Origin of the sequence: Limnohabitans sp. 2KL-1 (genome assembly GCF_003063435.1) — a bacterium.
Lineage (GTDB): Bacteria > Pseudomonadota > Gammaproteobacteria > Burkholderiales > Burkholderiaceae_C > Limnohabitans_A.
Window position 1 is genome coordinate 110,282 of the sequence record NZ_NESL01000008.1, and the last position, 26,203, is coordinate 136,484.

The window sequence follows — 26,203 nt, forward strand, 5'->3', positions numbered from 1 at the left end:
ATGAACACAACCGTCTTGCAAGTGCGTGGTCTGACCCAGCATTTTGGCGGCGTGCGGGCGCTGGACGGTGTGGATTTTGACGTGTCAGCAGGCCAGTGCGTGGCCCTGATCGGCCCCAACGGCGCAGGCAAGTCCACCTGCTTTGCCTGCCTGGCGGGCCAGCAGGTGCCTACGGCGGGCGAGGTGCTGTGGCAAGGCCAGTCGCTGATGGGCAAACCGCCCGCCGAGCGTCAGCGTTTGGGCGTGGCCCGCACCTTTCAGGTGGCGCAAACCTTCGAGGCGCTCACCGTGCTGCAGAACATCCAGCTGGTGCTGCGCAGCGCCCAGCCGCTGGCCTGGTGGGACCGGCTGGACCGCCGCCAGCCCGAGCGCGCCTTGCATCTGGCCGCGCAAGCAGGCTTGCAGTCTCAGGCCCATGCGACCGTGGCCGACTTGCCCTACGGCGCGAAAAAGCGGCTGGAGCTGGCCATGGCGCTGGCGGGCTTGCCCGAAGCCATGCCCGGTCAGGATGCCCATTGCGCGCCGTCTTTGCTGTTGCTCGATGAACCTGCCGCCGGGCTGGCTTTGGCCGAGCGGGCCGACATGATGGCCTTGGTGCGGCAGGTGGCTGCGCAAGGCGTGACGGTGCTCTACACCGAGCACAACATGGACGCTGTGTTTGGCGTGGCCGACCGCGTGCTGGTGCTGATGCAAGGCCGTTTGGTGGCCGATGGCCTGCCCGACGTGGTGGCCCAAGACCCGCAGGTGCTGCAGCACTATTTGGGCGTGAACTTCACCACGGCAGCCAGCCAGGCCAATGCCTTGACTCCGTTAAACGGGGGCGGCCATGTTTGACACCCGGTTGGAGGTGACGCACCTGAACGCCTGGTACGGCCAGGCACAGGCCCTGTTTGACGTGTCGCTGTCGGTGGGGGCGGGCGAGTTGCTCGTGTTGCAGGGGCTCAATGGCGCGGGCAAATCGAGCTTGCTGCAAGCCCTGATCGGCATCGGCCCCCGGGTGGCTGGCCACATCGTTTGGGACGGGCAGCGCATCGACAGCTGGGCTGCGCACCGCCGGGCGCAAGCAGGTCTTGGCTTTGTGGCCGAAGACCGTCGCTTGTTCACCGGCCTGTCTGTGCGCGAGAACTTGTGGATCGCCGCGCGGGGGCCGTCCAAAGTCGCCATGGCCCGGCAATTCGACCGCGTGCTGGCGCTGTTCCCGGTGCTGGGCCGGCTGATGGACCGACCCGCCAGCCAGATGAGCGGCGGCGAACAGCAAATGCTGGCCATTGCCCGTACCCTGATGAGCAGCCCGCGCATGCTCTTGCTGGACGAACCCTGCGAGGGCATCGCCCCGGTGCTGGTGCAGGCTTTGCGCGAGGTGCTGCTGCAATTGCGCGGCGAGGGCCTGAGCTTGCTGGTGGCCGAGCAAAACGACATCCTGGCCGCGCATGCCGACCGGGTGCTGGTGCTCACCAGTGGACGTCTGGCGCCTGCAGCTTGAGCCGGGGTGGGCATCCCTTACACTGCCTGACAACAAGGAGCGGCCCAGCCGCCAGAGGCAACACACCATGATCATCACCAGCTTGCTCGACACCGACCTGTACAAATTCACCATGATGCAGGTCGTGCTGCACCAGTTTCCGGGCGCGCAGGTCGAATACAAGTTCAAGTGCCGCAACCCGGGCGTGCCACTGGCCCCGTTTGCCAACGAAATCCGCCAGGAAATCCGTTCCCTTTGCAGTTTGAACTTCAAGGAGTCCGAGCTGCAATACCTGCGCTCGCTGCGGTTCATCAAGAGTGACTTTGTCGACTTTTTGGGGCTGTTCAAGCTGAACGAAAAATACATCCAAGTCACGGCGCTGCCCAGTGGCGAGATTGACATCACGATCCAGGGCCCCTGGCTGCACACCATCCCGTTCGAGATCCCGGTGCTGGCCATCGTCAACGAGGTGTACTTCCGCAACACCCAGAAAGTGCCGGATCTGATGGAAGGACGCCGCCGTCTGGACACCAAGATCGCGCAGTTGCAAGCTCCGGGGCTGGAGACGCTCAAGATCGCCGATTACGGCACACGCCGGCGTTTTTCCCGGGCCTGGCACGAAGAGGTTTTGCGCGTGCTGTCGGCCCGTCTGGGCACGGGGCCTGACGGGCAGTTTGCCGGCACCAGCAACGTGTATTACGCGTACCTGTTGGGGCTCACCCCGCTGGGCACCATGGCCCATGAATACCTGCAGGCTGCGCAAGCGCTGGGACCACGTTTGCGTGACAGCCAGGTGTTTGCCTTCGAATCCTGGGCACGCGAATACCGTGGCGACCTGGGCATTGCGCTGAGCGATGTGTATGGTTTCAACGCTTTTCTGCGCGACTTCGACCTGTATTTTTGCAAACTCTTTGACGGCGCTCGCCACGACAGTGGTGACCCGTTCAGCTGGGGTGAGCGCATGATCGCGCACTACCAGCAAAACCGGGTGGACCCCAAATCGAAGACGCTGATTTTCAGCGACAGCTTGACGATTCCCCGCACCATCGAGCTTTATCAGCAATTTCGCGAGCGCTGTCAGCTGGCCTTTGGTGTGGGCACCAACCTGACCAACGATTTGGGCTGCGAGCCGCTGCAGATCGTCATCAAGATGACGCGTTGTAACGGGCAGCCTGTGGCCAAACTGTCGGACACGCCCGGCAAGGGCATGTGCGACGACGAGAAGTACCTGGCTTATTTAAGGCAAGTCTTCGAAATTACGCCGACGGCCTGATCGCGGTCGCCGCGGTCGTTACCATACCTATCAACAAAAAATCAAAGAGGGCTAAGAGATGAAGCAATCGCTATGGCGAAGGGGCATTCAGACAGGTTTGTTCGGGCTGATGGCCTGGCCAGGTTGGGCTGCAGCCGCCGAATTCGATGGTGCGCAGTTGACCGCAACCTGGGGCATTCCTTTTGCCGGCATTTTGCTGTCGATCGCTTTGATGCCTTTGCTGACCCCCCACTTCTGGCACCACCATTACGGCAAAGTGGCCGCCGCCTGGTCGCTGGCTTTCTTGTTGCCTTTTGCGGCGGTGTTTGGTGCGGGCGTGGCAGGTGTGAATCTGGTGCACGCGCTGCTGGCCGAATACATCCCCTTCATCATCTTGCTCACCGCCTTGTTCACCGTCTCGGGGGGCATTTACATCCGGGGCAACCTGCATGGCAGCCCGGGCTTGAACACCGCCATCTTGGCCATTGGCGCGGTGCTGGCCAGCTTCATGGGCACCACCGGGGCGTCGATGTTGCTCATCCGCCCCTTGATCCGGGCCAACGACAACCGCAAGCATGTGGCGCATGTGGTGGTGTTCTTCATTTTCATCGTCTCGAACGCAGGAGGTTCGCTCACCCCGCTGGGTGACCCGCCGCTGTTCCTGGGCTTCCTCAAGGGGGTGGATTTCTTTTGGACCGTGAAGCACATTTTCCCGGAGAGCCTGTTTTTGATCGGCTCTTTGCTGGCGATTTTTTACGCATTGGATTCCTGGTTTTACCACCGCCGCGAAGAGTTGTTGCCGGTTGACCCGACCCCCGACTCCCGCCAGATCGGCTTTGATGGCCGCATCAACTTCGCCTTGCTCGGCGGCGTGGTGGCACTGGTACTGATGAGCGGCATCTGGAAATCGCCCGTGTCATTCAACATCGCGGGCACCGAAGTGGGTTTGCCGGGCGTCTTGCGCGACTTGGGCTTGGTCTTGATCACCTGGCTGTCGCTCAAATGGACACCCGCCCAAGTCCATGCCGACAACCAGTTTGGCTGGGGCCCCATGGTGGAGGTTGCCAAGTTGTTTGCCGGCATTTTCCTCACCATCATCCCCGTGATCGCCATGCTCAAGGCCGGCCCCCATGGGCCTTTTGGCGCCGTGGTGTCTGCTGTGACGAAGCCCGACGGCAGCCCGGACGTGATGATGTACTTCTGGATCACGGGCCTGCTGAGCTCTTTCTTGGACAACGCGCCGACCTACCTCGTGTTCTTCAACACGGCTGGAGGTGATCCGCAGGTCCTGATGACCACGCTGGCCCCCACTTTGGCGGCCATCTCGGCGGGTGCCGTGTTCATGGGGGCCAACAGCTACATTGGCAATGCGCCCAACCTCATGGTCAAAGCCATTGCCGAAGACCGTGGCGTGAAAATGCCCAGTTTCTTTGGTTACATGCTTTGGTCGGGCGGCATTTTGGTGCCCCTGTTTGTCGTGATGAGTTTGATCTGGTTCAAATGATGTCCAAACCTTCCATTCTGGTGGCCCGCGCCATCTTCCCCGAGGTCCTGCAGTCTTTGGCGCAGGTGTTTGAAGTCGAGAGCAACCAGGCCGACGAGGTCTGGTCTGCCGCCGAGCTCACCCGCCGCATGCAGGGCAAAGCGGGTGCTTTGACCACGGGCAGCGAGCGCATCGACGCGGCGCTTTTGCAGGCCAACCCGCAACTGCGCATCGTGGCCAACATGGCCGTGGGCTACAACAACTTCGACGTGCCCGCCATGACCGCTGCGGGCGTGGTCGCCACCAACACCCCCGATGTGCTGACCGAGACCACGGCCGACTTTGGCTTTGCGCTCTTGATGGCCACGGCCCGGCGCGTGACCGAGAGCGAGCATTACCTGCGAGCCGGTTTGTGGAAGAAGTGGAGCTACGACATGTTTGCCGGGGCCGAGGTGCATGGCTCGACCCTGGGCATCATCGGCATGGGGCGTATCGGCCAAGGCATTGCCCGCCGTGCGGCGCATGGTTTTGGCATGACTGTCGTTTACCACAACCGCTCGCGCCTGAGCCCCGAGCTTGAAGCGCAGTGCAAGGCCCGCTACGTGTCCAAAGAAGAACTGCTGAAGACCGCCGACCATGTGATGCTGGTCGTGCCCTACAGCGCCGAGTCGCACCACACCATCGGCGCGGCAGAACTGGCACAGATGAAACCCACCGCCACGCTGGTCAACATCGCACGCGGCGGCATCGTCGACGACGCTGCGCTGGCCCAGGCCTTGGCGGCCCAGCAGATTGCGGCGGCGGGCCTGGACGTGTTCGAGGGCGAGCCTGCTGTGCACCCCGATTTGCTCAAGGTGCCCAACGTAGTGCTGACACCCCACATTGCCAGCGCCACCGTCAAGACCCGCAAGGCCATGGCCCAGCTGGCCGCCGACAACCTGGTGGCCTACCTGACACGAGGTCAGGCGCTGACGCCCCTGAACACCGTGCCCGGCACCGCTGCATGAACGAGTGGGTCCTTTTGGCCCTGGGCGGGCTGAACCTGGTGTTGGTGGTCTTGCTCCTGTTGCGCGGCGGCACTTCGCCGGATGCGCAAGCGCAGCAAACCGCTGCGCTGCTGGCCGAGCAAACAGCCGCGCAAAGGGCTGAACAAAATGCCTGGCAACAGCAGCAGTTTGCCGCGGTGCAGGCCCAGACTGAACGGCTGGAGCGCGAGTTGCGCACCGAGATCAGCCAGTCGGGCGTGCAGGGGCGGCAAGAGTCCATGCAGACGCTGACGCTGTTCCAGCAATCGCTGTTGCAGCAAAGTTCCGAAGCCACGCGCACGCAAAACCAGCAGATCGACGCACTGGCCCAGCAACTGGCCTTGCTGCAAAAAAGCCTGACCGACAGCCTGGCCCAACAGGTCAATGCGCTGTCTGAGGCGAATGCCCGACGCTTGACCGAGATGCGCGGCACCATGGAAACCCAGCTGGCCCAGCTGCAGCAAAGCAATGCCGCCAAACTGGACGAAATGCGCCAGACGGTGGACGAAAAACTGCAGGCCACCTTGCAGGCCCGCTTGGGCGAGAGCTTCAAGCAAGTGGCCGAGCGGCTGGAGCAAGTGCACAAAGGCCTGGGCGAAATGCACCACCTGGCCCAAGGCGTGGGCGACCTCAAACACCTGCTGACCAATGTGAAGACACGCGGCATGTTTGGCGAGGCGCAACTGGCGTCGTTGCTGGAACAGGTGCTGACCCCTGAACAATATGCGGTGCAAGTGGCCACGCGCCCCGGTGACAAAAACCGGGTGGACTTTGCGATCCGCTTGCCGGGCCGCTCCGACAACGGCGAGCCGGTCTGGCTGCCGATCGACGCCAAGTTTCCCAACGAAGACTATGAACGCCTGCTCGAAGCGCAGGGCCGTGCCGACCCGGTGCAGGCCGAGCTGTGCGCCAAGGCGCTGGAAAATCGCATCCGACTCGAAGCCAAATCGATTGCCGAAAAGTACCTCGAACCACCGTACACCACCGACTTTGCCATCCTGTTTTTGCCCACCGAAGGCCTCTATGCCGAGGTGCTGCGCCGCCCCGGTTTGATGGAAACCCTGCAGCGCGACCACCGCGTCACGCTGGCGGGGCCGACCAATTTGATGGCCTTGCTCAATGCCCTGCAAATGGGCTTCAGAACCCTGGCGCTGGAAAAACGCTCCAGCGAAGTCTGGCAGGTTCTGGGCGCGGTCAAGACCGAGTTTGGCAAGTTTGGCGATGTGCTGGACAAGGTGCGCAACCAGACCCAGACCGTGCTCAACACGCTCGATCAGGCGCAGACCCGCAGCAACGTGATGAACCGTGCGCTGCGCCAAGTGGACGCGCTGCCTGAACCCGAGGCCCAGGCCCTGTTGCCTGGTGGCGAAGCCTGATCCCACGACCACGGCATGAAACGTGAACTGACACGGCTGATTGCAGGGCAAATTTTCTTGCACGCCTGCATGGCCGGCATGCGCATGGCCACGCCACTGCTGGCCCTCAAGCAGGGTTACAGCGCCATGGCCGTGGGGGCTTTGCTGGCCTTGTTTGCACTCACGCAGGTGTTTCTGGCGTTGCCGGCAGGGCGTTATGCCGATCGCCATGGCCTGAAAAAGCCCCTGTTCATCAGCGTTGGGGTCTCTTCTGCAGGGGCCTGCGTGTCGGCCATTTGGCCGGTCTTTCCGGTCATGTGCATCAGCGCACTGGCCACCGGGGGCGCTACGGGCATGGCCGTGATCGCGTTGCAGCGCCATGTGGGGCGCATGGCCAAAGATCCGGTGCAGTTGCGTGCCGCTTTCAGCTGGTTGTCCATTGGTCCGGCCATTTCCAACTTTTTAGGGCCGGTTCTGGCGGGCTTGTTGATTGATTTTGCAGGGCCGGAGCCTGCACACGTCACAGGCTTTCGCTGGGCTTTTTTGCTGATGGCGGCGTTGCCCTTGAGCACCTGGTTCTGGGTTCGTTCGGTGTCCGAGTTGCATGCGCCAAAGGCCGTTGAAAACGCCACGCCTCGACGCGCCATGGATCTGCTGGCCCAACCCATGATGCGGCGCTTGCTGGGCGTCAACTGGCTGCTGTCTTCCTGTTGGGATGTGCATACCTTTGTGGTGCCGGTGCTGGGTCACGAGCGGGGTTACAGCGCCTCTGTGGTGGGCACCATCCTGGGGGCTTTTGCCATGGCCGCAGCCTTCATTCGTGTGTGTTTGCCCTGGATTTCACGCCATTTGCACGAGCACCAGATCATCACCGCCGCCATGGCGTGTACGGCCTTGTTGTTTGTGATTTATCCCCTGATGCCTACGGCCTGGGCCATGGGCATGTGTTCGGTGTTGTTGGGGTTGGTGCTGGGCACGGTGCAACCCATGATCATGAGCACCATGCACCAGATCACGCCACAGCACCGGCAGGGCGAAGCGCTGGGCCTTCGCCTGATGACCATCAACGCATCCAGTGTGCTCATGCCCATGCTGTTTGGCGCAGCCGGTGCGGTGGCCGGGGTGGCCCCGGTGTTCTGGGTGGTCGGCGTCAGCGTGGGCTGGGGTTCCCGCGCAGCATGGCGATTGCGCCCGGGCAAAGTCCACAACCCCTAAAGGATCTGCCCGGGGGCAGCGGTGCTTTGTCGCTTGTGCAGAGCCAGTTGTGGGGGGAAGCCATGGCGCACCCTGGTTTTTCCCCTTCACCCACATCGGCCAATGGCCTGGGTGATTGCTCAGGCCGCCGCAGGTGAAGCCGACAATTGGTAAAAATCGCAAATCGTTTGCCATGCGGCTTGTGGCGTGTCCACATAATGAAACAGTTTCAGGTCCTCGGTGGAAATGGTGCCTTCTTGCACCAACAGTTCCATGTCAATCAGACGCTTCCAGAAGTCGGTGCCGAACAGCAAAATCGGCACCGGACGCGATTTGCGCGTTTGCACCAGCGTCATCACTTCAAACAGTTCGTCCAGTGTGCCAAAACCACCCGGAAACGCGACCAAAGCCTTGGCGCGCATCATGAAGTGCATTTTGCGCAGCGCGAAGTAATGGAACTTGAAGCTCAGTTCAGGTGTGACGTAAGGGTTGGGCTTTTGTTCGTGGGGCAGGGCGATGTTCAGGGCAACCGAAGGCGCTCCGACTTCTTGCGCCCCCCGGTTGGCCGCTTCCATGATGCCGGGGCCGCCGCCCGTGCAGATGAACAACTTTTCTTCGTCGGGCAAGCACGAGCAAGACCTGGCCACCAACTGTGAAAAGACGCGGGCGTTCTCGTAATGCTGGGCATTGCGCACGGCGGTTTCGGCACGGGCGATGTCTTGCGCCAGGCCGTTTTGCTGTGCTGCCTGCAGTCGCGCTTGTGCGCTTTCCATGTCCATGAACCGTGCACTGCCGAACACCACCACGGTGTGCTCGATCTTGGCCTCGGTTTGCGCCAAATCGGGTTTGAGCATCTCCAGCTGAAAACGAATGCCTCGGGTTTCGCGGCGTAACAAAAACTCGGGGTCGGCAAAGGCCAGGCGGTGGGCCTCGGGTTCCAGCCAGTCGGCGGTGCTGGCTTCGGCTTGTAGATCGGCCCAGGCGTGGGGCAGCGAGGGGGCTAAGAGGTCTTGTCTGGATTGCATGGCGGCATTGTGCATGGACTGCTCTGTGGCCATGGCCATCCATCTTCAAAAAACACAGACGAATCGTCTCGGCCATGAAAAAAGCCCCTTGCGGGGCTTTCATCAGGGCTTGATCTGTCGATCAGACGCGCTTGCGGTATTCGCCAGTGCGGGTGTCGATTTCGATCTTGTCGCCTTGGCTCACGAACAAAGGCACAGGCACTTCCATGCCGGTGGCGATCTTGGCGGGCTTGAGCACTTTGCCCGAGGTGTCGCCTTTGACAGCGGGCTCGGTCCAGGTGATCTCACGCACCACGCTGGTGGGCAATTCGACCGAGATGGCTTTTTCGTTGTAGAACACCACTTCGAGTTCCATGCCGTCTTCGAGGTAGTTCAGGGCGTCGCCCATGTTGGTGGCTTCGACTTCGTACTGGTTGAAATCGGTGTCCATGCAAACGTACATGGGGTCAGCGAAATACGAGTAAGTGCACTCTTTCTTGTCCAGAATGACCTGGTCCATCTTGTCATCGGCGCGGAACACGACTTCGGTGCCGAAGTTGGCGATCAGGCTTTTGAGCTTCATGCGCACGGTGGACGAGCCGCGGCCACCGCGTTGGTATTCGGTGCGCAGGACGACCATGGGGTCTTTGCCGTGCATGATGACGTTGCCGACGCGGATTTCTTGAGCGGTTTTCATAGGAATTGAGTCTGAAATGAAAAGGGGTGACCTGAGGTCAAGCCTGCTATTCTAACCTGCGAGGCTTGGTTTTCTTGGGTGGATGGCTGCGCAGAGTCAATCCCGCGCCGTCAGGCCATGCGCCAGTCCGCCCAGCACAATACCGCCCAAAGCCCACAGGATGTCGGTGTTGCCCGTGCCCAGTGCCGCAATGGCCGGCCCGGGGCACACGCCCGAAAGCCCCCAGCCCACGCCAAAAATGGCCGAGCCGATCACGGTTTGGCGGTTCCAGCTGGCGGGCTGGGTCAAGAACTGACCACCCAGCAAGGGGCGGGCAAACCAGCGCGGAAAGCCTTTGTAAGCCAGCATGGCCAGGCCCGCCGCGCCGCCCATGACCAACATGAGCCCCCAGTCTTGAAAGCGCAGGAAGCTGAGGACAACTTCGGGTTGCACCATGGTGGCCAGCGACAGACCAAAGCCAAACAGCGCCCCGGCCAACAAGGTGACCAGCGCTTTGGGCAGGGTGAGGGCGTGTGGATTCACGGTGTTCATGCCAGACCTTTCGTGGTGATGGCCATCAGGTTGGCGGTCAAAAAGGCTGTGGCCATGAAGGTCAGCACCGCGCCCAGCGAAGGCAATTGCAGCGAGCCCAGCCCGCAAATGCCGTGGCCCGAAGTGCAGCCGTTGCCCAGACGGGCCCCATAACCGACCAGAAAACCACCCACCAACAGTTGCCACGCAGGCACGCTGGTGTGCTGCGCCTCACCGCCCGCCAGCGCAAAGCGCCAGACCAAAGCGCCCAGCACCACGCCCAAGGCGTAGACCAAGCGCCAGTTGCGGGTGTTCAAAAAGCGGGCTTGCCGAAAAAAGTCACGCTTGAATACGAAGGACCAGCTGCTGGAAAAGACGGTGCTCATGCCGCCGACCCAGCCGTTGAGCAAATAAAGCAGCGCCACGCCAGCGCCAATCGTCAGGCCGCCCAGCAGGTAGTGCTGCCAGCCGAGGGGGAAGAGGGTATTGATGAGGGACATGGGGCGGGATTATCGGGGCTGTGAAGGGGTGACCTGGATGTCATTGTTTTGCACAAACGCAAGAAGTTGCGTGATGAGTGGCTTTTGCGCCAACAAGCGATCGAGGGCTGCCTGAGCACAGGTGGCCCAGGTTCCCAGGTTGTTGGCTGCCAATGTAGGCAGTTCTGGGTTTTCCATCCCATTCCAGACCCGATGCGCCTGCCGCAGGCTTGGCGGCGTTTGCATCCAATCCAAAAACGCTTCGAGTTTGGCGTGGTGCGCGTTGTCATCCTGGGGGTAGATGTGCCAGATGAAAGGTTGGCCTGCCCAAAGTGCGCGCACCAGTGAGTCTTCGCCGCGCACAAAGTTGAGGTCGCAGGCCCAGAGCATGTCGTCGAAGCCGTCTTGGCTTGTGTAAGGCAGGGCGCTCCAGTGGGGTTGAACAGGCATGCCTGCCAGTGCTTGCTGCACAGCCGCCAGTGGGCGGCCGGGGGTGACGAGCAGGTGGTGGGGTGTGCCCACCAGTTGCGTCAGCAGTTGGGGCAGGGCGGCGGGTTCGTAGCAGAACAGGCTGATCAGCAGGCCACCCGGTGCCAGGTCAGGTGCGTGTTGCGTTCGCCAGGCAGCGCGGTCAAAGCGTTTTTGCCGGGCCAGCAGGTCGGTTTCACGCAGCAGGCCACCTGTGTCGGGTGCGAAGCCGGGATAAAAGAATGTCTTGGTCCAGCCCTTGGCGGGGCCGCTCATCACGGGCGAGGGCAGGCCGTGCATGCGGGGCACCCAGCTTTCGGCGCTCAGGTATTCGAGGTTGATCCAGACGGGTTGCTTTGGACGCGTGTTCACAGCATGTGCCACAAAGGCTTCGGGCAGGGTGCATCCAAAGGCTTCGATCCAGACGTCGGCTGGCGGCAGGTTTTGCAGCACGTCGTTTTGGCTGGCGGCTGCCCAGGGCAGTACTTGAATGTTGGGTACTTGACAGCGTAAATGGTCCGGGGCCATCCAGGCCAGGGCCGAGGCGTCGTCTACCCACAAGCGCACCGATTGCCCAGCATCGGCGAGTTGACGGGCCAGCCGCCAGCACACGCCCAAGTCGCCGTGGTTGTCGATGACGGTGCAAAAAATGTCCCAGAGTGGCTTGCTTGGCATGCGTGGATTGTCGCTTGGCTGAAACCGACCGAACTTGTGGCCGCAGGGGCTCGCTCCCACTTCAAGGATGTTGCGCAGGCTTGCAGCTCAAACCAAGGCTTTGTTTTGCCGCCACAATACGCGCCATGATGGCTGAACACGACGAATCCTTGCTGGCCCAGGTGGCTGCGCTTCCGGCTTTGCCGGGGGTTTACCGTTATTTTGATGCGCAAGGCAACGTGCTGTATGTCGGCAAGGCCAAGCAGCTCAAGAAGCGCGTGTCCAGCTATTTCCAGAAAGACCACGGCGGCACGCGCATCGGTCACATGGTGAGCAAGATCGCCCGCATGGAGACCACGGTGGTGCGCTCCGAGGCCGAGGCGCTGCTGCTCGAAAACAACCTGATCAAGACGCTGAGCCCGCGCTTCAACATCTTGTTCAGGGACGACAAGACCTATCCCTACCTCAAGCTCACGGGCAACGGCACGCTGTTTTTGAAGGCTGTGGACGGCGCGCCCGAGCCGCAGACCTTTCCACGCGTGGCGTATTACCGGGGTTCGGTCGAAAAAAAACACCGCTACTTTGGACCGTTTCCCAGTGCCTGGGCGGTGAAAGAGTCGATCCAGCTATTGCAAAAGGTGTTTCGCCTGCGCACCTGCGAAGACACGGTGTTTGCCAACCGCACCCGGCCTTGCTTGCTGTACCAAATCAAGCGTTGCTCGGGCCCGTGCGTCAATTTGATCAGCCCGCAGGCCTATGCCGACGATGTGCAACACGCCGAGCGCTTTTTGAAGGGCGAAACCCAAGCGTTGTTGCAAGAGATGGAAGCGCGGATGATGGCGCACGCCGAGCGGCTGGCGTTTGAGCAGGCCGCCGAGGTGCGCAATCAGATGACGGCGCTGTCCCGGGTGCTGCACCAGCAGTCGGTGGACACGGGCACCGACACCGATGTGGACATTCTGGCGGTGCGGGTGCAGGGCGGGCGTGCCTGCGTCAACCTGGCCATGGTGCGTGGCGGGCGGCATTTGGGGGACCGAGCGTACTTTCCGGCCCATGTGGAAGACGCCCATGCCCTGCAGTCGGTCGAGGACGATGGCCAAACCCAAGTGCCGGTGGAGGTTCAGGTGCTCGAAGCTTTCATGGCGCAGCATTACATCGGCATTCCGGTGCCTGCGGCCCTGATCACCAGCGTGGCGGTGGACAAAGGCTTGGTTGCAGCGCTGTCGCAGCAAGCCGGCTACAAGATCGCTGCCGTGCACAACCCGCGTGAGCAGCGCAGGGTGTGGTTAGAGATGAGCGAGAAAAACGCCGACATCCAGTTGGCCCGGCTTTTGGCCGAAGAAGGCTCTCAGCAGGCCCGCACCCGGGCGCTGGCCGACGCACTTGATTTGGCCCCTGACGAACTGGATGCGTTGCACATTGAGTGTTTTGACATTTCGCACACGGCGGGCGAGAACACCCAGGCCTCTTGCGTGGTGTTTCGTCAGCACAAGATGCAAAGCAGCGAATACCGCCGCTACAACATCGAGGGCATCACGCCCGGCGACGATTACGCCGCCATGCGCCAGGTGCTGATGCGCCGCTACGGCAAACTGGCCGAGGCTTTGCGCAGCGCCGAAGGCACCGCCCGCTTGCCCGATCTGGTGCTGATTGACGGCGGCAAGGGCCAGGTCTCGATGGCCAAAGAGGTGTTTACCCAATTGGGTCTGGATTTGTCACGCATCGTGGGCGTCGAAAAGGGGGAAGGCCGCAAGGTAGGTCTGGAAGAGCTGGTGTTTGCCGATGGCCGCGAGAAGGTCTATTTGGGCAAGGATTCGGCCGCCCTCATGCTGGTGGCCCAAATACGTGACGAGGCACACCGCTTTGCCATCACCGGCATGCGGGCGCAGCGGGCCAAGGTGCGCATGGGCGGCAGCAAAATCGAGGAGATCCCCGGCATCGGCCCGCGCAAACGGGCCAAATTGCTCCAGCGTTTTGGGGGTGTGCGCGGCGTGGAAAGCGCCAGCGTGGAAGACCTGCTGGGCGTGGAGGGCATTTCACGCGAGTTGGCCGAGAGCATTTACAACGCCCTGCATTGAGTTCTTGGCCCATCAGCCCACGAAAACCCCGTTTGGCGTGCCACAATGAAGCCCATGTTTTTCACGATTCCCACCATCATGACCTGGACGCGCATTGTCGCGATCCCTTTGATCATTGGCGTGTATTACCTGCAGAGCCTGACGGTGGAAACCCAAAACATGATCGCCACGGTCATGTTCGTGCTCTTTGCCATCACCGACTGGCTGGATGGTTATCTGGCCCGCAAGCTCAACCAGACCTCGGCTTTTGGTGCCTTTTTAGACCCGGTGGCCGACAAGTTTTTGGTGTGTGCGGCCTTGCTGATTTTGGTGCACATGAACCGGGTGCATGTGCTGATTGCCTTGGTCATCATCGGCCGCGAGATTGCCATTTCTTCGCTGCGCGAGTGGATGGCCCAGATTGGCGCGGGTAAGAGTGTGGCGGTGCACATGGTGGGCAAGCTCAAGACCACAGTGCAGATGGTGGCCATTCCATTCCTGCTTTACGACGGCATGTTGTTTGGCGTGATCGATACCCGCATTTGGGGCGCGGTGTTGATCTTGATCGCGGCCGTGCTGACCATCTGGTCCATGGTTTATTACATGCAAAAGGCCCTGCCTGAAATCCGGGCACGGGTGAAATGACCGATTCTCAAGAAACCACGGCCTGGATCAAGGCCATGCCCGTCGTGTTCGTGCTGATCTGGAGCACCGGTTTCATCGTCGCCCGTTACGGCATGCCGCATGCGCCGCCGTTCAGTTTTTTGCTGGTGCGCTACCTGCTCTCCATTTTGTGTTTTTTGCCCTGGATTGTGCTGGCCCGCGTCAAGTGGCCGCAAAGTCGGTCGCAGTGGCTGCACCTGGCGGTCACGGGCATCTTGATGCATGCGGGCTACCTGGGCGGCGTGTGGGCTGCGGTGAAGGCGGGCATGGGCTCGGGTTTGTCGTCCCTGATCGTGGGCTTTCAGCCGGTGCTCACCGCCATTTGGTTGTCTTACAGCTTGCGCGGCTCGGACCAACCGGGCGTGTCGCGCCGCCAGTGGTTGGGCTTGTTGCTGGGTTTTGCGGGCCTGCTCATGGTGGTCTGGCGCAAGCTCACTTTGGGCTCACCCATGGATCACGTCACGCCCGTCAACATGGCCTTTGCCATCGGGGCGCTGCTGAGCATCACCATCGGCACGCTTTACCAAAAACGCTTTGTGCAGCCTTGCGATGTGCGTTCGGCCAACGCGGTTCAGCTGTTGGCGGCGTTCGCCGTGACCGTGCCGCTGGCTTGGGCAGAGCCAGAGGCCATGCGATGGAATGCCGAGTTGGTCGGTGCCATGGCCTGGTCGGTGCTGGGGCTGACCTTGGGCGGCAGCTCTTTGCTTTACATGCTGATCCAGCGCGGTGCTGCCGCGTCAGTGACCAGCCTGATGTACATGGTGCCCCCCACCACAGCCATCATCGCCTGGCTTCTGTTTGGGGAGACCATCACCGCTGCCACCTTGGGTGGAACGGCCCTTACGGCGCTGGGGGTGAGCTTGGTGGTGCGACCTGCTCGGCCGAGTTGACCGACTTCCAGGGTTCTTCACGCAGCCGAGAGGTCAGAAACTCTTGCAGCAGCCGCAGACGCCAGGGCATTTGCGTGCGGTAAGGTGCCAGCCAGTGAATGTCTGCGTCGTGCATGGCGCAGTCCGGCAACACCCGCACCAGCTGGCCTGAGGCCATTTGCGGGGCGATGTCCCACAAGCTGCGCAGCATGATGCCGTAGCCCGCCATGCACCAGTCGCGCACCATTTCGCCCGAATTGCTGGAAAGCGGGCCTTGCACCCGCAGGTGTCGTGTCCGGCTTGAACCTTCTTGCAGCTGCCATTGGTCAAAGTGCTGACCTTGGCCCGTATCCCCTCCGTTTTCCCTGACCACCAGACAGGCGTGCGTGACCAGCTCGTCCAGTGTGCGAGGTGTGCCATGCCGCTGCAGGTAGCCGGGGGCGGCCACCAGCACCCGCTGGTTGGTCACCAGCTTGCGTGATATCCATTCGGCTGCGATGTGGGCGGGCGGGTTCCATAACCAGATGGCGGCGTCAAAACCTTCACCGGCCAGATTGGGCAGCTGTTCGCTCAGTTGCAGTTCGATGCGCACCGCGGGATAGCGCTGCTGGAACTCGGCCAGCAATGGCCCCAGCCACAGACGACCAAAGCCAAAACTGCAGACCATGCGGACTGGGCCAGAGGGCTCGCTTTGGTGTTCGCGCAACTCCTCTTCGATCGCGCAGAAGTTGCGCAGCAATTGCGTGGCACGCTCACACAAGGTGTGGCCCTCGGTGGTTGGGCTCACACGCCGGGTCGTGCGCTGGAACAGTTGCAAGCCAAGTCCAGCTTCGAGTGCGGACAGGCGTTTGGTCACCACAGGGGGGGCCAGTTGGAGTGATTGCGCTGCTTTGGCCAAGCTTCCATGTTGCCGAATGGCCACAACAAGTTCCAGATCGGCGCGGTTCAAAACAGAGTTCAATTGTTGCCTCCTTGGAAATAATGAATTGCCATATTATTTCCCGGAAGCCCTTTAAGCTTGGAGCTATCCCACTGTTTCAATCCCACAGGAGTACACATGAGCCCAAAGCACCGCATCGCCGTCATTGCTGGAGACGGTATTGGCAAGGAGGTCATGCCCGAAGGGCTGCGGGTGATGGATGCCGTTTCTCGGAAATTCGGTATCGACTTGCAATTTGATCACTTTGACTTTTCAAGCTGGGACTATTGCGAACGGCACGGCAAGATGCTGCCTGATGATTGGAAGGACCAGATTGGCGGCCACGATGCGCTTTATTTTGGTGCGGTGGGCTGGCCAGACAAAATTGCTGACCATGTCTCCTTGTGGGGTTCTTTGCTTTTGTTTCGTCGGGAATTCGACCAATACATCAATTTGCGCCCCGCACGCTTGATGCCCGGCATCATTGCGCCTGTGGTGCGTCGTGATGGCAGCCCCCGTCTGCCTGGTGAAATCGACATGTACATCGTCCGGGAAAACACCGAAGGCGAATATTCCAGCGTGGGGGGGCGGATGTTCTCCGGCACCGATCGCGAAATCGTGATGCAGGAGTCCATCATGAGCCGCATCGGCGTGGATCGTGTTTTGAAGTTCGCTTTCGAACTGGCCCAGACCCGACCCAAAAAACACCTGACCAGTGCCACCAAATCCAACGGCATTGCCATCACCATGCCTTATTGGGACGAGCGTGTGGCTGAGATGGCCAAGGCCTACCCTGGCATCAACGTGGACAAGTTCCACATCGACATCCTCACCGCGCATTTCGTGCAGCGCCCAGACTTTTTTGACGTGGTGGTGGCCAGCAATTTGTTTGGCGACATCCTCAGTGATTTGGGGCCTGCCTGCACGGGCACCATTGGCATTGCGCCCAGCGCCAACCTCAACCCCGACCGCAAGTTCCCCTCGCTGTTTGAACCTGTGCATGGCTCGGCCCCAGACATCGCAGGGCAAGGCATTGCCAACCCGATCGGTCAAATTTGGTGCGGTGCCATGATGTTGGAATTCCTGGGCCACAAGGCGGCACACGATGCGGTTTTGACGGCCATTGAAAAAGTACTGGCACCGGGCAGCGGCGCGCCACGAACACCGGATCTGGGGGGCACGGCCAAAACCGCAGACATCGGTCGCGCCATTGCCGAGGTGTTGTAAAGGCTTGAGGGGTGACGCGGTGAGCACGAAAGTGGGCTAAAAAATCTTGGCCAGTTTCGGACTTGCTGGAAATTCAAGGCTAGAATCCAACGCCTATTGGACGCTGAGTGGATGTGATTGACAGACCAGACGGGTCTGGCTTTAATCGATTTGGGTATTCACTGCCTGAACAAAGTGAATCAACATGCATGGTCTGTTGATTCGAATCTCAGTCCAATCGTCGGTTTTTCCGACATTCATAACCAGAGGTTTTTTGTGAACAAAACAGAATTGATCGAACACATTGCCAAGCAAGCTGACTTGTCCAAAGCTGCGGCTGGCCGTGCATTGGAAGCCACGCTGGGTGCCGTGCGTATCACTTTGAAAAAAGGTGGCACTGTTTCCTTGGTCGGTTTCGGAACTTTTGCTGTGGGCAAGCGTGCTGCTCGTACCGGCCGTAACCCACGCACCGGCGCTGCGATTAAAATCAAGAAAGCCAATGTGCCAAAGTTCCGCCCAGGCAAGGGTCTGAAGGACGCTTTGAACTGATTCATATTGAGAGGGTGCTTAGCTCAGTTGGTAGAGCGGCTCCTTTACACGGAGTAGGTCGGCGGTTCGAGACCGTCAGCACCCACCACCTCTTGATCAAAGGCGAACGTCATGTTCGCCTTTTTTGTTGATAACCTGAGACCTTGACCATGTTTGACACCATCCGCAACAACTCCAAGATCCTGATGGGGTTGTTGGCCTTGTTGATCATTCCCTCGTTCGTTCTGTTTGGTATCGATGGCTATAACCAGCGGGATGCCAAGGGTGCCGTGGTGGCCAAGGTGGATGGTCAAGAAATCAGCCAACAGGAGTGGGACGCCGCGCATCAACGCGAAGTGGACCGGATGCGTGCATCCATGCCCAATTTGGATGCCAAATTGCTGGGCTCAGACGAGGCGCGTTACGCCACGTTGGAGCGCATGGTCAATGACCGTTTGATTGCTGTTGCCGCTCAAAAGCAATTGCTTGTGACCAGTGATCAGCGATTGGCCAATTATTTGCAACGTGACCCCTCGATTGCCGGTTTGCGTGGAGCAGACGGCAAACTCGACATGGACCGATACCGTCAAATGGCTGCCAGTCAGGGCATGACCCCTCAGATGCTGGAAGAGCAAGTGCGTCGTGATTTGTCCAACCAGCAGGTTTTGTCTGTGCTTCAGGCGTCTGCAGTGGCCTCTCAACGACAAAGCGATGGTGCCTTGCAAGCTTATTTGCAACGTCGTGAAATTCAGATGCAACGCTTTGAGCCCGCCAATTTTGTAGCCAAAGTGCAGCCGGGCGAGGCTGATCTGGAAAAGTATTACCAAGCCCAATCAGACCGTTTCCGTTCGCTGGAATCGGTGGACATTGAGTATTTGGTTCTGGATGCCGCATCCCTTGAAAAAAGCATCACATTGTCTGAGCAGGACATCAAAACTTATTATGAACAGAACTTGCAGCGACTCGCAGGCAAAGAGCAGCGCAGAGCCAGTCATATTCTGATCAACGCGGCCAAAGATGCGCCTGCCGCAGAACGTGAAAAAGCCAAACTCAAAGCCGAAGCCTTGCTGGCCAGTTTGCTCAAAGATCCCAAAGCTTTTGCTGATTTGGCCCGTAAGAATTCGGACGATACAGGGTCAGCCAGCAAAGGCGGCGATCTTGATTTCTTTGCCAAAGGCGCCATGGTCAAGGCATTTGAAGATGTCGCTTTTGAATTGAAACAGGGTGAGATCAGCTCGGTTGTCGAGTCTGAGTTCGGTTTCCACATCATTCAATTGACCGACGTCAAAGCGGCTGTGGCCCCGACGCTGGAGTCTATGCGGCCCCAGTTGGTGGCCGACCTGCGTCAACAACAAGCCAAAAGACAGTTTGCGGAGTTTGCCGAAACTTTCAGCAACAGTGTTTATGAACAGGCCGATACGTTCAAACCTGTGGCGGAAAAGCTCAAGCTGACGGTTCAGCAGGCTCAAGGCTTGACGCGCTCCCAGGCAACACAACAAGGCTTGTTGTCCAGTCCCAAAATTTTGGATGCCGTTTTTGCTGAAGACGCCATCAGCAAGCGCCGCAACACGGCCGCACTTGAGGTGAGCAGCAACACTTTGGTATCTGCTCGCGTGATCCAACACCGACCCGCTGCCTTGCGCCCTTTTGCTGAGGTCAAAGACGAAGTTCGTACCCAGTATGTGAAGGACCAAGCACTGAGCATGGCCAAAGCTGAAGGCCAGGCGCGATGGGTCGACTGGAAAAACCAGCCGGCACAAGCTCAGCTTGGGGCCAGTTTGGTTGTTTCGCGCGATCAGCCGCAAGGCCAGCCGCAAGCCGTCATGGATGCTGTTTTACGCGCAGACCCTGCCCGCATGCCCGTGCTTTTAGGCGTTGAGCTGGGACAGCAAGGCTACGCCGTGGTTCGGGTGAACAAACTGGTGACTCGCGAAGAGCCCAATCCCCAGCAGCATGCGCAAAGCCGCCAGCAATTTGCACGTTTGCTGGGCAGTGCAGAGGCAGCAGCTTACTTGTCACACCTCAAGTCGCAATTCAAGGCTGAAATTTTGGTCTCCAAACCCAAAGCCGTCGCGGCTTCATAAATCATCCCCCGTCCTTCGTAAAACGCTTGATCTTGAGGTTATAATCATGGCTTCGCGGTGGCTGTAGCTCAGTTGGTAGAGTCCAGGATTGTGATTCCTGTTGTCGTGGGTTCGAGCCCCATCAGCCACCCCAAAATTGAAAAAGCCCTTCCTAAACTGGAAGGGCTTTTTTTATATCTTTTTATTGTGGTGTGCCCAGCATGAACGCACGCCGTTGTCCTGACCCCAAGCGCTCGATCCGCCCGGTGCTGATTCGCATGTCGCGTGGGTGGCAGGGGTGCTCTCTCAATTGAAGGCCCCCTCTGCCGATCTCAATGGGGGCGTCAGTTCACCATCACCAGTTTGCCTTTGACACTGCGCGAGCCCATCAGGGCGTAGGCGGCTTTGAGCTCACTCATGGGCATGGTGCGGTCGAGCACCGGCTTGATCTTGCCTTGGCCATACCATTGGCCCAGTTCGGCCATCATGGCCGCGTTAGCTTGCGGTTCGCGTCGGGCGTAGTCGCCCCAGAACACACCCACCAGCGAAGCGCCTTTGAGCAGCGGCAAATTCAGGGGCAAGGAGGGAATGGGGCCACCTGCAAAACCCACGACCAGATAGCGGCCGCGCCAAGCGATGGAGCGGAAGGCCGGTTCGGCCAGCTCTCCCCCCACAGGGTCGTAAATGACATCGGGACCGCGCCCATCGGTCAGGGCTTTCAGGGCTTCGCGCAAATTCTCGCGGCTGTAGTTGATGGTTTCGTCGGCCCCCAGCTGGGTGCACAGCGCACATTTTTCATCGGTGGATGCCGCTGCGATCACTTTGGCGCCCATGGCCTTGGCGATCTGGATGGCCGCAGTGCCCACGCCGCCGGCAGCGCCCAGCACCAGCACGGTTTCACCTGCTTTCAGTGCAGCACGGTCCACCAGCGCGTGGTGCGATGTGGCGTAGGTCATGATGAACGCGGCCCCATCGGTGGCGGGAAAACCTTCTGGCAAGGGCATGCACAGCTTGGCGGGTGCCAGGGTGTGGGTGCCAAAGCCGCCAGTGCCTGACAGGCAGGCCACACTTTGGCCGACTTTCAGTTGTGTGACGCCCTCACCGATGGCCTGGACCACGCCAGCGTATTCGGAGCCCGGTACAAAAGGCAGTTCCGGTTTCATCTGGTATTTGTTCTGAACAATCAGCAAGTCCGGAAAATTCAGACTGGCTGCCTGAATTTGAATCAGCACTTGACCGGGACCCGGTGTGGGTGTGGGGAGTTCTTTCCAGCTCAGGGCGTCAACGCCCACGGGGTTCTCGCAAAGCCAAGCGTGCATCTATATTCTCCGATTCAAGGGGTGTCGTTTTGTGGCTTTGATCTTAGGCAAGGGTGCGTGGTGCGCCATGTCCCCCGAGCGACCGGTCGTGCAAAGCGCGGCAAGATCAGGCGCGGGCCAGGTCATGTTCGTGCGTCCTACAATGATCCCTCCAATGAGGCCCTCATGAAAATTTTGATTTCCAATGACGATGGTTTCCGCGCTGACGGGATTGTGGCGCTGTTCAACGCTTTGAAGGCCGTAGCGGACGTGGAGGTGGTAGCCCCTGAGCACAACAACAGTGCCAAATCCAATGCGCTGACGCTGCACACACCGCTTTATGTGCACCGTGCAGACAATGGATTTCGTTACGTCAATGGCACGCCGGCCGATTGCGTGCACATCGCTTTGACAGGTCTTTTGGGCTATCGCCCCGATTTGGTGATTTCGGGGATCAACAACGGCGCCAACATGGGCGATGACACCCTGTATTCCGGCACCGTGGGGGCTGCGATGGAGGGCTACTTGTTCGGTATTCCCGCTATTGCGGTGTCCCAGATCGACAAAGGCTGGGCCCACCTGGATGCCGCAGCCTTGACCGTTAAAAACCTGGTGCAGCAAATGATGGCAAATGCCTCGCTGCAAACGCGCCCCTGGTTGCTGAATGTGAACATTCCCAATTTGCCCTTTGATCAGATCAAGCCGCCTCAAGTGTGTCGGCTGGGGCGTCGTCATGCGGCCGAGCCCGTGATCACCCAAGTCGATCCCCGGGGTCAGACCATGTATTGGATCGGCAATGCAGGCCCGGCCATGGACGACAGTCAGGGCACCGATTTTCACGCGGCAGGGCAGGGGCATGTGGTGGTCACGCCTTTGAAGGTTGATTTGACCGATCACGATCACCTGCAGGCGTGGATGCAAACCTGCAGCCACTTGTCGCGGCAAGTTGTGGCATGAATCAGCGCCCTAGATTTCCCGCCCGGTTGCCCCCTTCGGAGCCTGCCGACAATGCCCGTGGGCGGTCTGCGTTTTCTAATTCGGGAACGGTTCAAACTGCGCGTGCTCAACCTGTTCGTTTGGGCGTTGGCCCGGTTCGATCGCGCGCACCGTTGACGCCTGCGGCAATGCAGAACATTCCGGCGTCAACGGGTTTGGGCCTGGACTCCAGTGCCGTGCGTGCGCGCATGGTGAGCCAACTGGCGGCACAGGGTATTCAAGATCCTTTGGTTTTGCAGGCAATGGGGCGGGTGGAGCGCCACCGATTTGTTGAAAGCGCACTGGCCAATCAGGCCTACGAGGACACCAGTTTGCCCATTGGTTTGGGGCAAACCATCTCCAAGCCCAATGTGGTCGCTCGCATGATCGAGTTGCTTCGGCAAGGGGCCAGTGGGCGATTGGGACGTGTCCTGGAAATTGGCACCGGGTGCGGCTACCAGGCGGCCGTGCTCAGCCATGTTGCGACCGAGGTCTACAGCATTGAGCGGTTGCGCGGCTTGCATGAAAAAGCCAAAGGCCATCTGTTGCCGTTCCGATTGCCCAACGTGCACCTGATTTTTGGCGATGGCATGCAAGGTTTTCCGAAGGGGGCTCCCTACGCTGGCATCATTTCCGCAGCCGGAGGCGATGACGTTCCCGCAAGCTGGATGGCGCAGCTGGCCGAGGGGGGGCGTTTGGTGGCACCCACGGTCACGGCATCGGGGCAGCAGGCCTTGGTGGTGATCCACAAAACATCACAAGGCTTTGAGCGGCAAATTTTGGAAGCTGTGCACTTTGTCCCTCTAAAATCAGGCATTGCTTGATGGAACACCCCGGATGATTCTTCCTGACTTTTCACGTTTGTTCAGCGGTTGCCTGGCGGCCTTGGTTTTGGCGGGTTGTACGTCCTCGCCGCGTGCGCCTGCACCGGTTGAAAATCGCATGCCCGGCGTGCGCGTGGCCCCTGCAGATACCACCGCTGTGACCGAAAACGCAAAATTGCTCCCGGGTGCCGAAAACGCAGGAAAACCTGGTTATTACACCGTCCAAAAGGGCGAGACCCTGACACGAATTGCCTTGGACAATGGGCAGTCCTGGCGAGACTTGATGCGCTGGAACAACCTGCCCAATCCCCACCAGATCGAGATCGGGCAGGTTTTGCGCGTGGTTCCGCCGAGTGCCACTGTGGAGGCTTCTGGTGTCGTGGTGCAGCCCATTGGCAACGCTGCGGAGGTGAAGCCGGCCACTTCGCCAGCCGTGCAGCCGCCTGCCGCAGCCAACGACGAGGGGCTTGGCTTTGTCTGGCCTGCCAGCGGCAGCCTGATCAGTGGCTTCAGCGAAGCCAAAAACAAGGGTCTCGATATCGCTGGACAAGCCGGAGATCCGGTACTCGCTGCAGCGGATGGTCAGGTGGTCTACGCGGGCTCTGGATTGCGAGGCTATGGCAATTTGATCATCCTCAAACACAACAACACCTTTTTGACGGCGTATGCCCACAACCAGGCCTTGCTGGTCAAGGAGGATCAAAAAGTGCGCAAAGGCCAGAAAATCGCTGAAATGGGCAAAACCGATGCCGATCGCGTGAAGCTGCATTTCGAAATTCGTCGTCAGGGTAAACCGGTCGATCCTGCCAAGTACCTTCCTGCGCGCTAACGCACGCAGGCAAGCTTGTTCGTTCGTCTGGTCAATCTTTCCGATGCCCTGGCCTGTCCTGGTTTTTGACATCGAAACCATCCCGGACATGGCCGGCTGGCGTCGCTTGAGTCCGGGGCCTGCCGATGTGACCGATGCCCAATTGCATGCGCAGTGGCAGGCTGATCGGGCCGCAGAAAATAAAAGCGACTTCATGCCCCTGTACCTGCAGCGCATCCTGTGCATCAGCTGCGTGTTTCGCAATGCCGAGGGCTTGCGGGTGCATTCCTTTGTGGACCGCGATGGCCAAAGCGAAGCCAAGGTGGTGCAGAGCTTTTTCCAGGCCATCGAAAAACATGCCCCCCAGCTGGTCAGCTGGAACGGCAGTGGTTTCGATTTGCCGGTGCTTCATTACCGGGGCCTGATGCACGGTGTGGTGGCCGACAAGTACTGGGACCTCGGTGACGATGACCGCGAGTTCAAGTGGAACAACTACATCTCGCGCTACCACATGCGACACCTGGATCTGATGGACCTGCTGGCCAAATACACGCCCAAAAACAATGCGCCCATGGACGCGCTGGCCAAGCTGTGCGGTTTTCCCGGCAAGCTGGGCATGGATGGCGCGCAGGTCTATGCGCAGTTCCAGGCGGGGAACACCGAAGACATCCGGCGCTACTGCGAAACCGATGTGATGAACACCTATTTGCTGTACTGCCGCTTTCAGAAAATGCGCGGCGGCTTCACCGAGGCCGAGTACGCGCAGGAAATCGCCTTTGTCCAAGACGAGTTGGGCAACTTGGCCCCGCAAGAGCCGCACTGGCAGGAATACCTGCAAGCCTGGAATTGAAGTTTCCCTGCGAAACTGTGTGCTGGGCCCTCAAGGCGGGCCTCACATCCTGAGACAATTGGGGGATGAGCGAACCCGACATTTCCCTATCCCAAGCCCACGCCGACGACCCCAGCCACTCCAGCGCCGACCTGCCCGAGGGCTGGCTGCGCGTCGGCTCTCTGGACATGGATGCCCAGGGCATCGCCCGCCGACCTGACGGCAAAGTTGTTTTCATCGAAGGCGCTTTGCCTTTCGAGTTGGTCTCGGTCAATGTGCATCGCAAAAAAAACAACTGGGAGCAGGGCACCGTCACCCAGATCCACCACGAGTCTTCCCAGCGTGTGCGGCCGGGCTGCCCGCATTTCGGCCTGCATGCAGGGGCCTGCGGCGGCTGCAAGATGCAGCATTTGGAGGCTTCGGCCCAGGTGGCCATCAAGCAACGCGTGCTGGAAGACAACCTGTGGCACCTGGGCAAAGTCAAAGCTGAAACCATGCTGCGCCCCATCGAAGGGCCGACCTGGGGCTACCGTTACCGCGCCCGCTTGTCGGTGCGCTATGTGATCAAAAAAGGCGAAGTGCTGATCGGCTTTCACGAGCGCAAAAGCCGCTACATCGCCGACATGAAGGTCTGCCCGGTTCTGCCGCCCCATGTCAGCCGCATGTTGCTGCCTTTGCGCGCCTTGATCGGCCAGATGGATGCCCGCGAAACCTTGCCCCAGCTGGAGCTGGCCTGCGGCGATGAGGTCACGGCTTTGGTGCTGCGCCACCTGGAGCCCTTGAGCGAGGGCGACAAAGCCCTGCTGCGGGCATTTGCCGCCGAGCACCAAGTGCAGTGGTGGCTGCAGCCCAAAGGCCCGGACACGGTGCATTTGCTGGACGAGGGTGGGGTGCAGCTCAGTTACGGCCTGCCCGACTTTGGCATCACCATGCCTTTCAGGCCCACCGACTTCACCCAGGTCAATCCCTTCATCAACCGCGTGCTGGTGGCCCGTGCGCTGCGCTTGCTGCAAGCGCAAAAGACCGAGCGGGTGATTGACTGGTTTTGCGGCCTGGGCAACTTCACCTTGCCGCTCGCCACACAAGCGGGGCAGGTGCTCGGCATTGAAGGGGCCGAGACCCTGGTGGCCCGTTCACGCGACAACTACGCCCGCAACCAGGCCACCCGGCCCGAGGGCCAGACCCTGGCCCCCACGCAGTTTGTGGCGCGCAATTTGTTTGAGATGACGCCCGAGATGCTGGTGGCCGATGGCACCGCCGACAAGTGGCTGGTGGATCCGCCGCGTGAAGGCGCGTTTGCTCTGAGCAAGGCGCTGGCCGAGTTGCACGAAAACCAGGACCTGCGGCAGGGCTGGACACCGCCGCAACGCATTGTGTACGTCAGTTGCAACCCGGCGACGCTGGCCCGGGATGCTGGGCTGCTGGTGCACCGTGCGGGTTACCGCTGCGTGGCCGCGGGTGTGATCAACATGTTCGCGCACACCGCGCATGTGGAGAGCATGGCGGTGTTTGAGTTGGCCTGATGCTTCTGAATCAGGTGCGGGCCGCTTGTCCTGCGCCAACAACAAAGGCTCCCGAGGG

At 60.1% G+C, this 26,203-nt stretch carries 25 protein-coding genes and 2 tRNA genes; 20 read left to right on the forward strand and 7 right to left on the reverse strand.

The window, feature by feature from the left end; all coding sequences use genetic code 11:
* The 7 genes from B9Z47_RS14885 (at position 1) to B9Z47_RS14915 (ending at position 7,792) form a co-directional block, all read left to right on the forward strand.
* Positions 1-834, forward strand: a complete 834-nt coding sequence (locus B9Z47_RS14885) for an ABC transporter ATP-binding protein (protein ID WP_108332058.1) — start codon at positions 1-3, stop codon at positions 832-834.
* The gene (locus tag B9Z47_RS14890; protein ID WP_108332010.1) at positions 827-1,483 is read left to right on the forward strand and encodes an ABC transporter ATP-binding protein; all 657 of its coding nucleotides are present in this window, start codon (positions 827-829) and stop codon (positions 1,481-1,483) included. The genes B9Z47_RS14885 and B9Z47_RS14890 overlap by 8 nt, the downstream gene beginning before the upstream one ends.
* 67 nt (positions 1,484-1,550) lie before the next feature.
* The gene (gene pncB, locus B9Z47_RS14895; RefSeq protein WP_108332059.1) at positions 1,551-2,735 is read left to right on the forward strand and encodes a nicotinate phosphoribosyltransferase; all 1,185 of its coding nucleotides are present in this window, start codon (positions 1,551-1,553) and stop codon (positions 2,733-2,735) included.
* A 58-nt stretch (positions 2,736-2,793) separates the two neighbouring features.
* A complete protein-coding gene (locus tag B9Z47_RS14900) occupies positions 2,794-4,218 on the forward strand; it encodes a sodium:proton antiporter (protein WP_108332011.1) in 1,425 nt (474 codons plus the stop codon).
* Positions 4,218-5,204 (forward strand): D-glycerate dehydrogenase, encoded by a 987-nt coding sequence (locus tag B9Z47_RS14905; protein WP_108332060.1) that lies wholly within the window; start codon positions 4,218-4,220, stop codon positions 5,202-5,204. The genes B9Z47_RS14900 and B9Z47_RS14905 overlap by 1 nt, the downstream gene beginning before the upstream one ends.
* Positions 5,201-6,598, forward strand: a complete 1,398-nt coding sequence (locus B9Z47_RS14910; RefSeq protein WP_108332012.1) for a DNA recombination protein RmuC — start codon at positions 5,201-5,203, stop codon at positions 6,596-6,598. Before B9Z47_RS14905 ends, B9Z47_RS14910 begins: the two co-directional genes overlap by 4 nt.
* Before the next feature lie 15 nt (positions 6,599-6,613).
* Complete coding sequence (locus B9Z47_RS14915) at positions 6,614-7,792, forward strand: MFS transporter (protein WP_108332013.1); 1,179 nt, start codon at positions 6,614-6,616, stop codon at positions 7,790-7,792.
* A gap of 119 nt (positions 7,793-7,911) precedes the next feature.
* On the opposite strand, the gene B9Z47_RS14920 is transcribed toward B9Z47_RS14915, so the two are convergent.
* The 5 genes from B9Z47_RS14920 to earP form a co-directional block, all read right to left on the reverse strand.
* Positions 7,912-8,796: a TIGR00730 family Rossman fold protein gene (locus B9Z47_RS14920; RefSeq protein ID WP_108332061.1), complete on the reverse strand. Its 885-nt coding sequence runs from the start codon at positions 8,794-8,796 to the stop codon at positions 7,912-7,914.
* Between the two features lie 121 nt (positions 8,797-8,917).
* Entirely contained in the window at positions 8,918-9,472 is a 555-nt protein-coding gene (gene efp, locus B9Z47_RS14925) for an elongation factor P (RefSeq protein WP_062404128.1), read from the reverse strand.
* A gap of 96 nt (positions 9,473-9,568) precedes the next feature.
* Positions 9,569-10,003 carry a DUF6691 family protein gene (locus B9Z47_RS14930; protein WP_108332014.1) on the reverse strand — a complete coding sequence of 145 codons (435 nt, stop codon included), beginning with the start codon at positions 10,001-10,003 and terminating at the stop codon, positions 9,569-9,571.
* The gene (locus B9Z47_RS14935) at positions 10,000-10,482 is read right to left on the reverse strand and encodes a YeeE/YedE family protein (RefSeq protein ID WP_108332015.1); all 483 of its coding nucleotides are present in this window, start codon (positions 10,480-10,482) and stop codon (positions 10,000-10,002) included. Before B9Z47_RS14935 ends, B9Z47_RS14930 begins: the two co-directional genes overlap by 4 nt.
* A gap of 9 nt (positions 10,483-10,491) precedes the next feature.
* Positions 10,492-11,604, reverse strand: coding sequence for an elongation factor P maturation arginine rhamnosyltransferase EarP (gene earP, locus B9Z47_RS14940; RefSeq protein ID WP_108332016.1), 1,113 nt, complete (start codon positions 11,602-11,604; stop codon positions 10,492-10,494).
* Positions 11,605-11,729: 125 nt separating this feature from the next.
* Here earP and uvrC point away from each other — a divergent pair, with 125 nt between their 5' ends.
* Genes uvrC through B9Z47_RS14955 form a run of 3 tightly spaced genes read left to right on the forward strand, consistent with a single transcriptional unit; the run spans position 11,730 to position 15,193 of the window.
* Positions 11,730-13,661: an excinuclease ABC subunit UvrC gene (uvrC, locus tag B9Z47_RS14945; RefSeq protein ID WP_108332017.1), complete on the forward strand. Its 1,932-nt coding sequence runs from the start codon at positions 11,730-11,732 to the stop codon at positions 13,659-13,661.
* A 54-nt stretch (positions 13,662-13,715) separates the two neighbouring features.
* Positions 13,716-14,285: a CDP-diacylglycerol--glycerol-3-phosphate 3-phosphatidyltransferase gene (gene pgsA / locus B9Z47_RS14950; protein WP_108332062.1), complete on the forward strand. Its 570-nt coding sequence runs from the start codon at positions 13,716-13,718 to the stop codon at positions 14,283-14,285.
* Positions 14,282-15,193, forward strand: a complete 912-nt coding sequence (locus B9Z47_RS14955; RefSeq protein WP_108332018.1) for a DMT family transporter — start codon at positions 14,282-14,284, stop codon at positions 15,191-15,193. Before pgsA ends, B9Z47_RS14955 begins: the two co-directional genes overlap by 4 nt.
* Here the strand turns inward: B9Z47_RS14955 and B9Z47_RS14960 are convergent.
* On the reverse strand, positions 15,144-16,133 hold the full coding sequence (locus B9Z47_RS14960; RefSeq protein WP_233253832.1) for a LysR family transcriptional regulator: 990 nt from the start codon (positions 16,131-16,133) through the stop codon (positions 15,144-15,146). The two genes, B9Z47_RS14955 and B9Z47_RS14960, sit on opposite strands and share 50 nt — an antisense overlap.
* A 96-nt stretch (positions 16,134-16,229) precedes the next feature.
* On the opposite strand from B9Z47_RS14960, the gene B9Z47_RS14965 reads away from it, so the two are divergent.
* From B9Z47_RS14965 to B9Z47_RS14985, 5 genes are all read left to right on the forward strand, one after another.
* Complete coding sequence (locus tag B9Z47_RS14965; protein ID WP_108332020.1) at positions 16,230-17,318, forward strand: tartrate dehydrogenase; 1,089 nt, start codon at positions 16,230-16,232, stop codon at positions 17,316-17,318.
* Between the two features lie 255 nt (positions 17,319-17,573).
* Positions 17,574-17,846 (forward strand): HU family DNA-binding protein, encoded by a 273-nt coding sequence (locus tag B9Z47_RS14970; protein WP_108332021.1) that lies wholly within the window; start codon positions 17,574-17,576, stop codon positions 17,844-17,846.
* 12 nt (positions 17,847-17,858) lie between these two features.
* Positions 17,859-17,934: transfer RNA gene (locus B9Z47_RS14975), tRNA-Val, on the forward strand.
* Positions 17,935-17,995: 61 nt separating this feature from the next.
* Entirely contained in the window at positions 17,996-19,909 is a 1,914-nt protein-coding gene (locus tag B9Z47_RS14980; protein ID WP_108332022.1) for a SurA N-terminal domain-containing protein, read from the forward strand.
* Positions 19,910-19,966: 57 nt separating this feature from the next.
* Positions 19,967-20,042 (forward strand) — tRNA-His (locus B9Z47_RS14985).
* 190 nt (positions 20,043-20,232) lie between these two features.
* On the opposite strand, the gene B9Z47_RS14990 is transcribed toward B9Z47_RS14985, so the two are convergent.
* On the reverse strand, positions 20,233-21,207 hold the full coding sequence (locus B9Z47_RS14990) for an NADPH:quinone oxidoreductase family protein (RefSeq protein ID WP_108332023.1): 975 nt from the start codon (positions 21,205-21,207) through the stop codon (positions 20,233-20,235).
* Between the two features lie 165 nt (positions 21,208-21,372).
* Here B9Z47_RS14990 and surE point away from each other — a divergent pair, with 165 nt between their 5' ends.
* From surE to rlmD, 5 genes are all read left to right on the forward strand, one after another.
* A complete protein-coding gene (gene surE, locus B9Z47_RS14995) occupies positions 21,373-22,143 on the forward strand; it encodes a 5'/3'-nucleotidase SurE (RefSeq protein WP_108332024.1) in 771 nt (256 codons plus the stop codon).
* Complete coding sequence (locus B9Z47_RS15000) at positions 22,140-22,985, forward strand: protein-L-isoaspartate(D-aspartate) O-methyltransferase (RefSeq protein WP_369912401.1); 846 nt, start codon at positions 22,140-22,142, stop codon at positions 22,983-22,985. Before surE ends, B9Z47_RS15000 begins: the two co-directional genes overlap by 4 nt.
* 13 nt (positions 22,986-22,998) lie before the next feature.
* Positions 22,999-23,814, forward strand: coding sequence for a peptidoglycan DD-metalloendopeptidase family protein (locus tag B9Z47_RS15005; RefSeq protein ID WP_108332026.1), 816 nt, complete (start codon positions 22,999-23,001; stop codon positions 23,812-23,814).
* Positions 23,815-23,857: 43 nt separating this feature from the next.
* Positions 23,858-24,643 carry a 3'-5' exonuclease gene (locus tag B9Z47_RS15010; RefSeq protein ID WP_108332027.1) on the forward strand — a complete coding sequence of 262 codons (786 nt, stop codon included), beginning with the start codon at positions 23,858-23,860 and terminating at the stop codon, positions 24,641-24,643.
* Between the two features lie 65 nt (positions 24,644-24,708).
* Positions 24,709-26,145, forward strand: coding sequence for a 23S rRNA (uracil(1939)-C(5))-methyltransferase RlmD (gene rlmD, locus B9Z47_RS15015; protein ID WP_108332028.1), 1,437 nt, complete (start codon positions 24,709-24,711; stop codon positions 26,143-26,145).
* Positions 26,146-26,203: the final 58 nt, after the last annotated feature.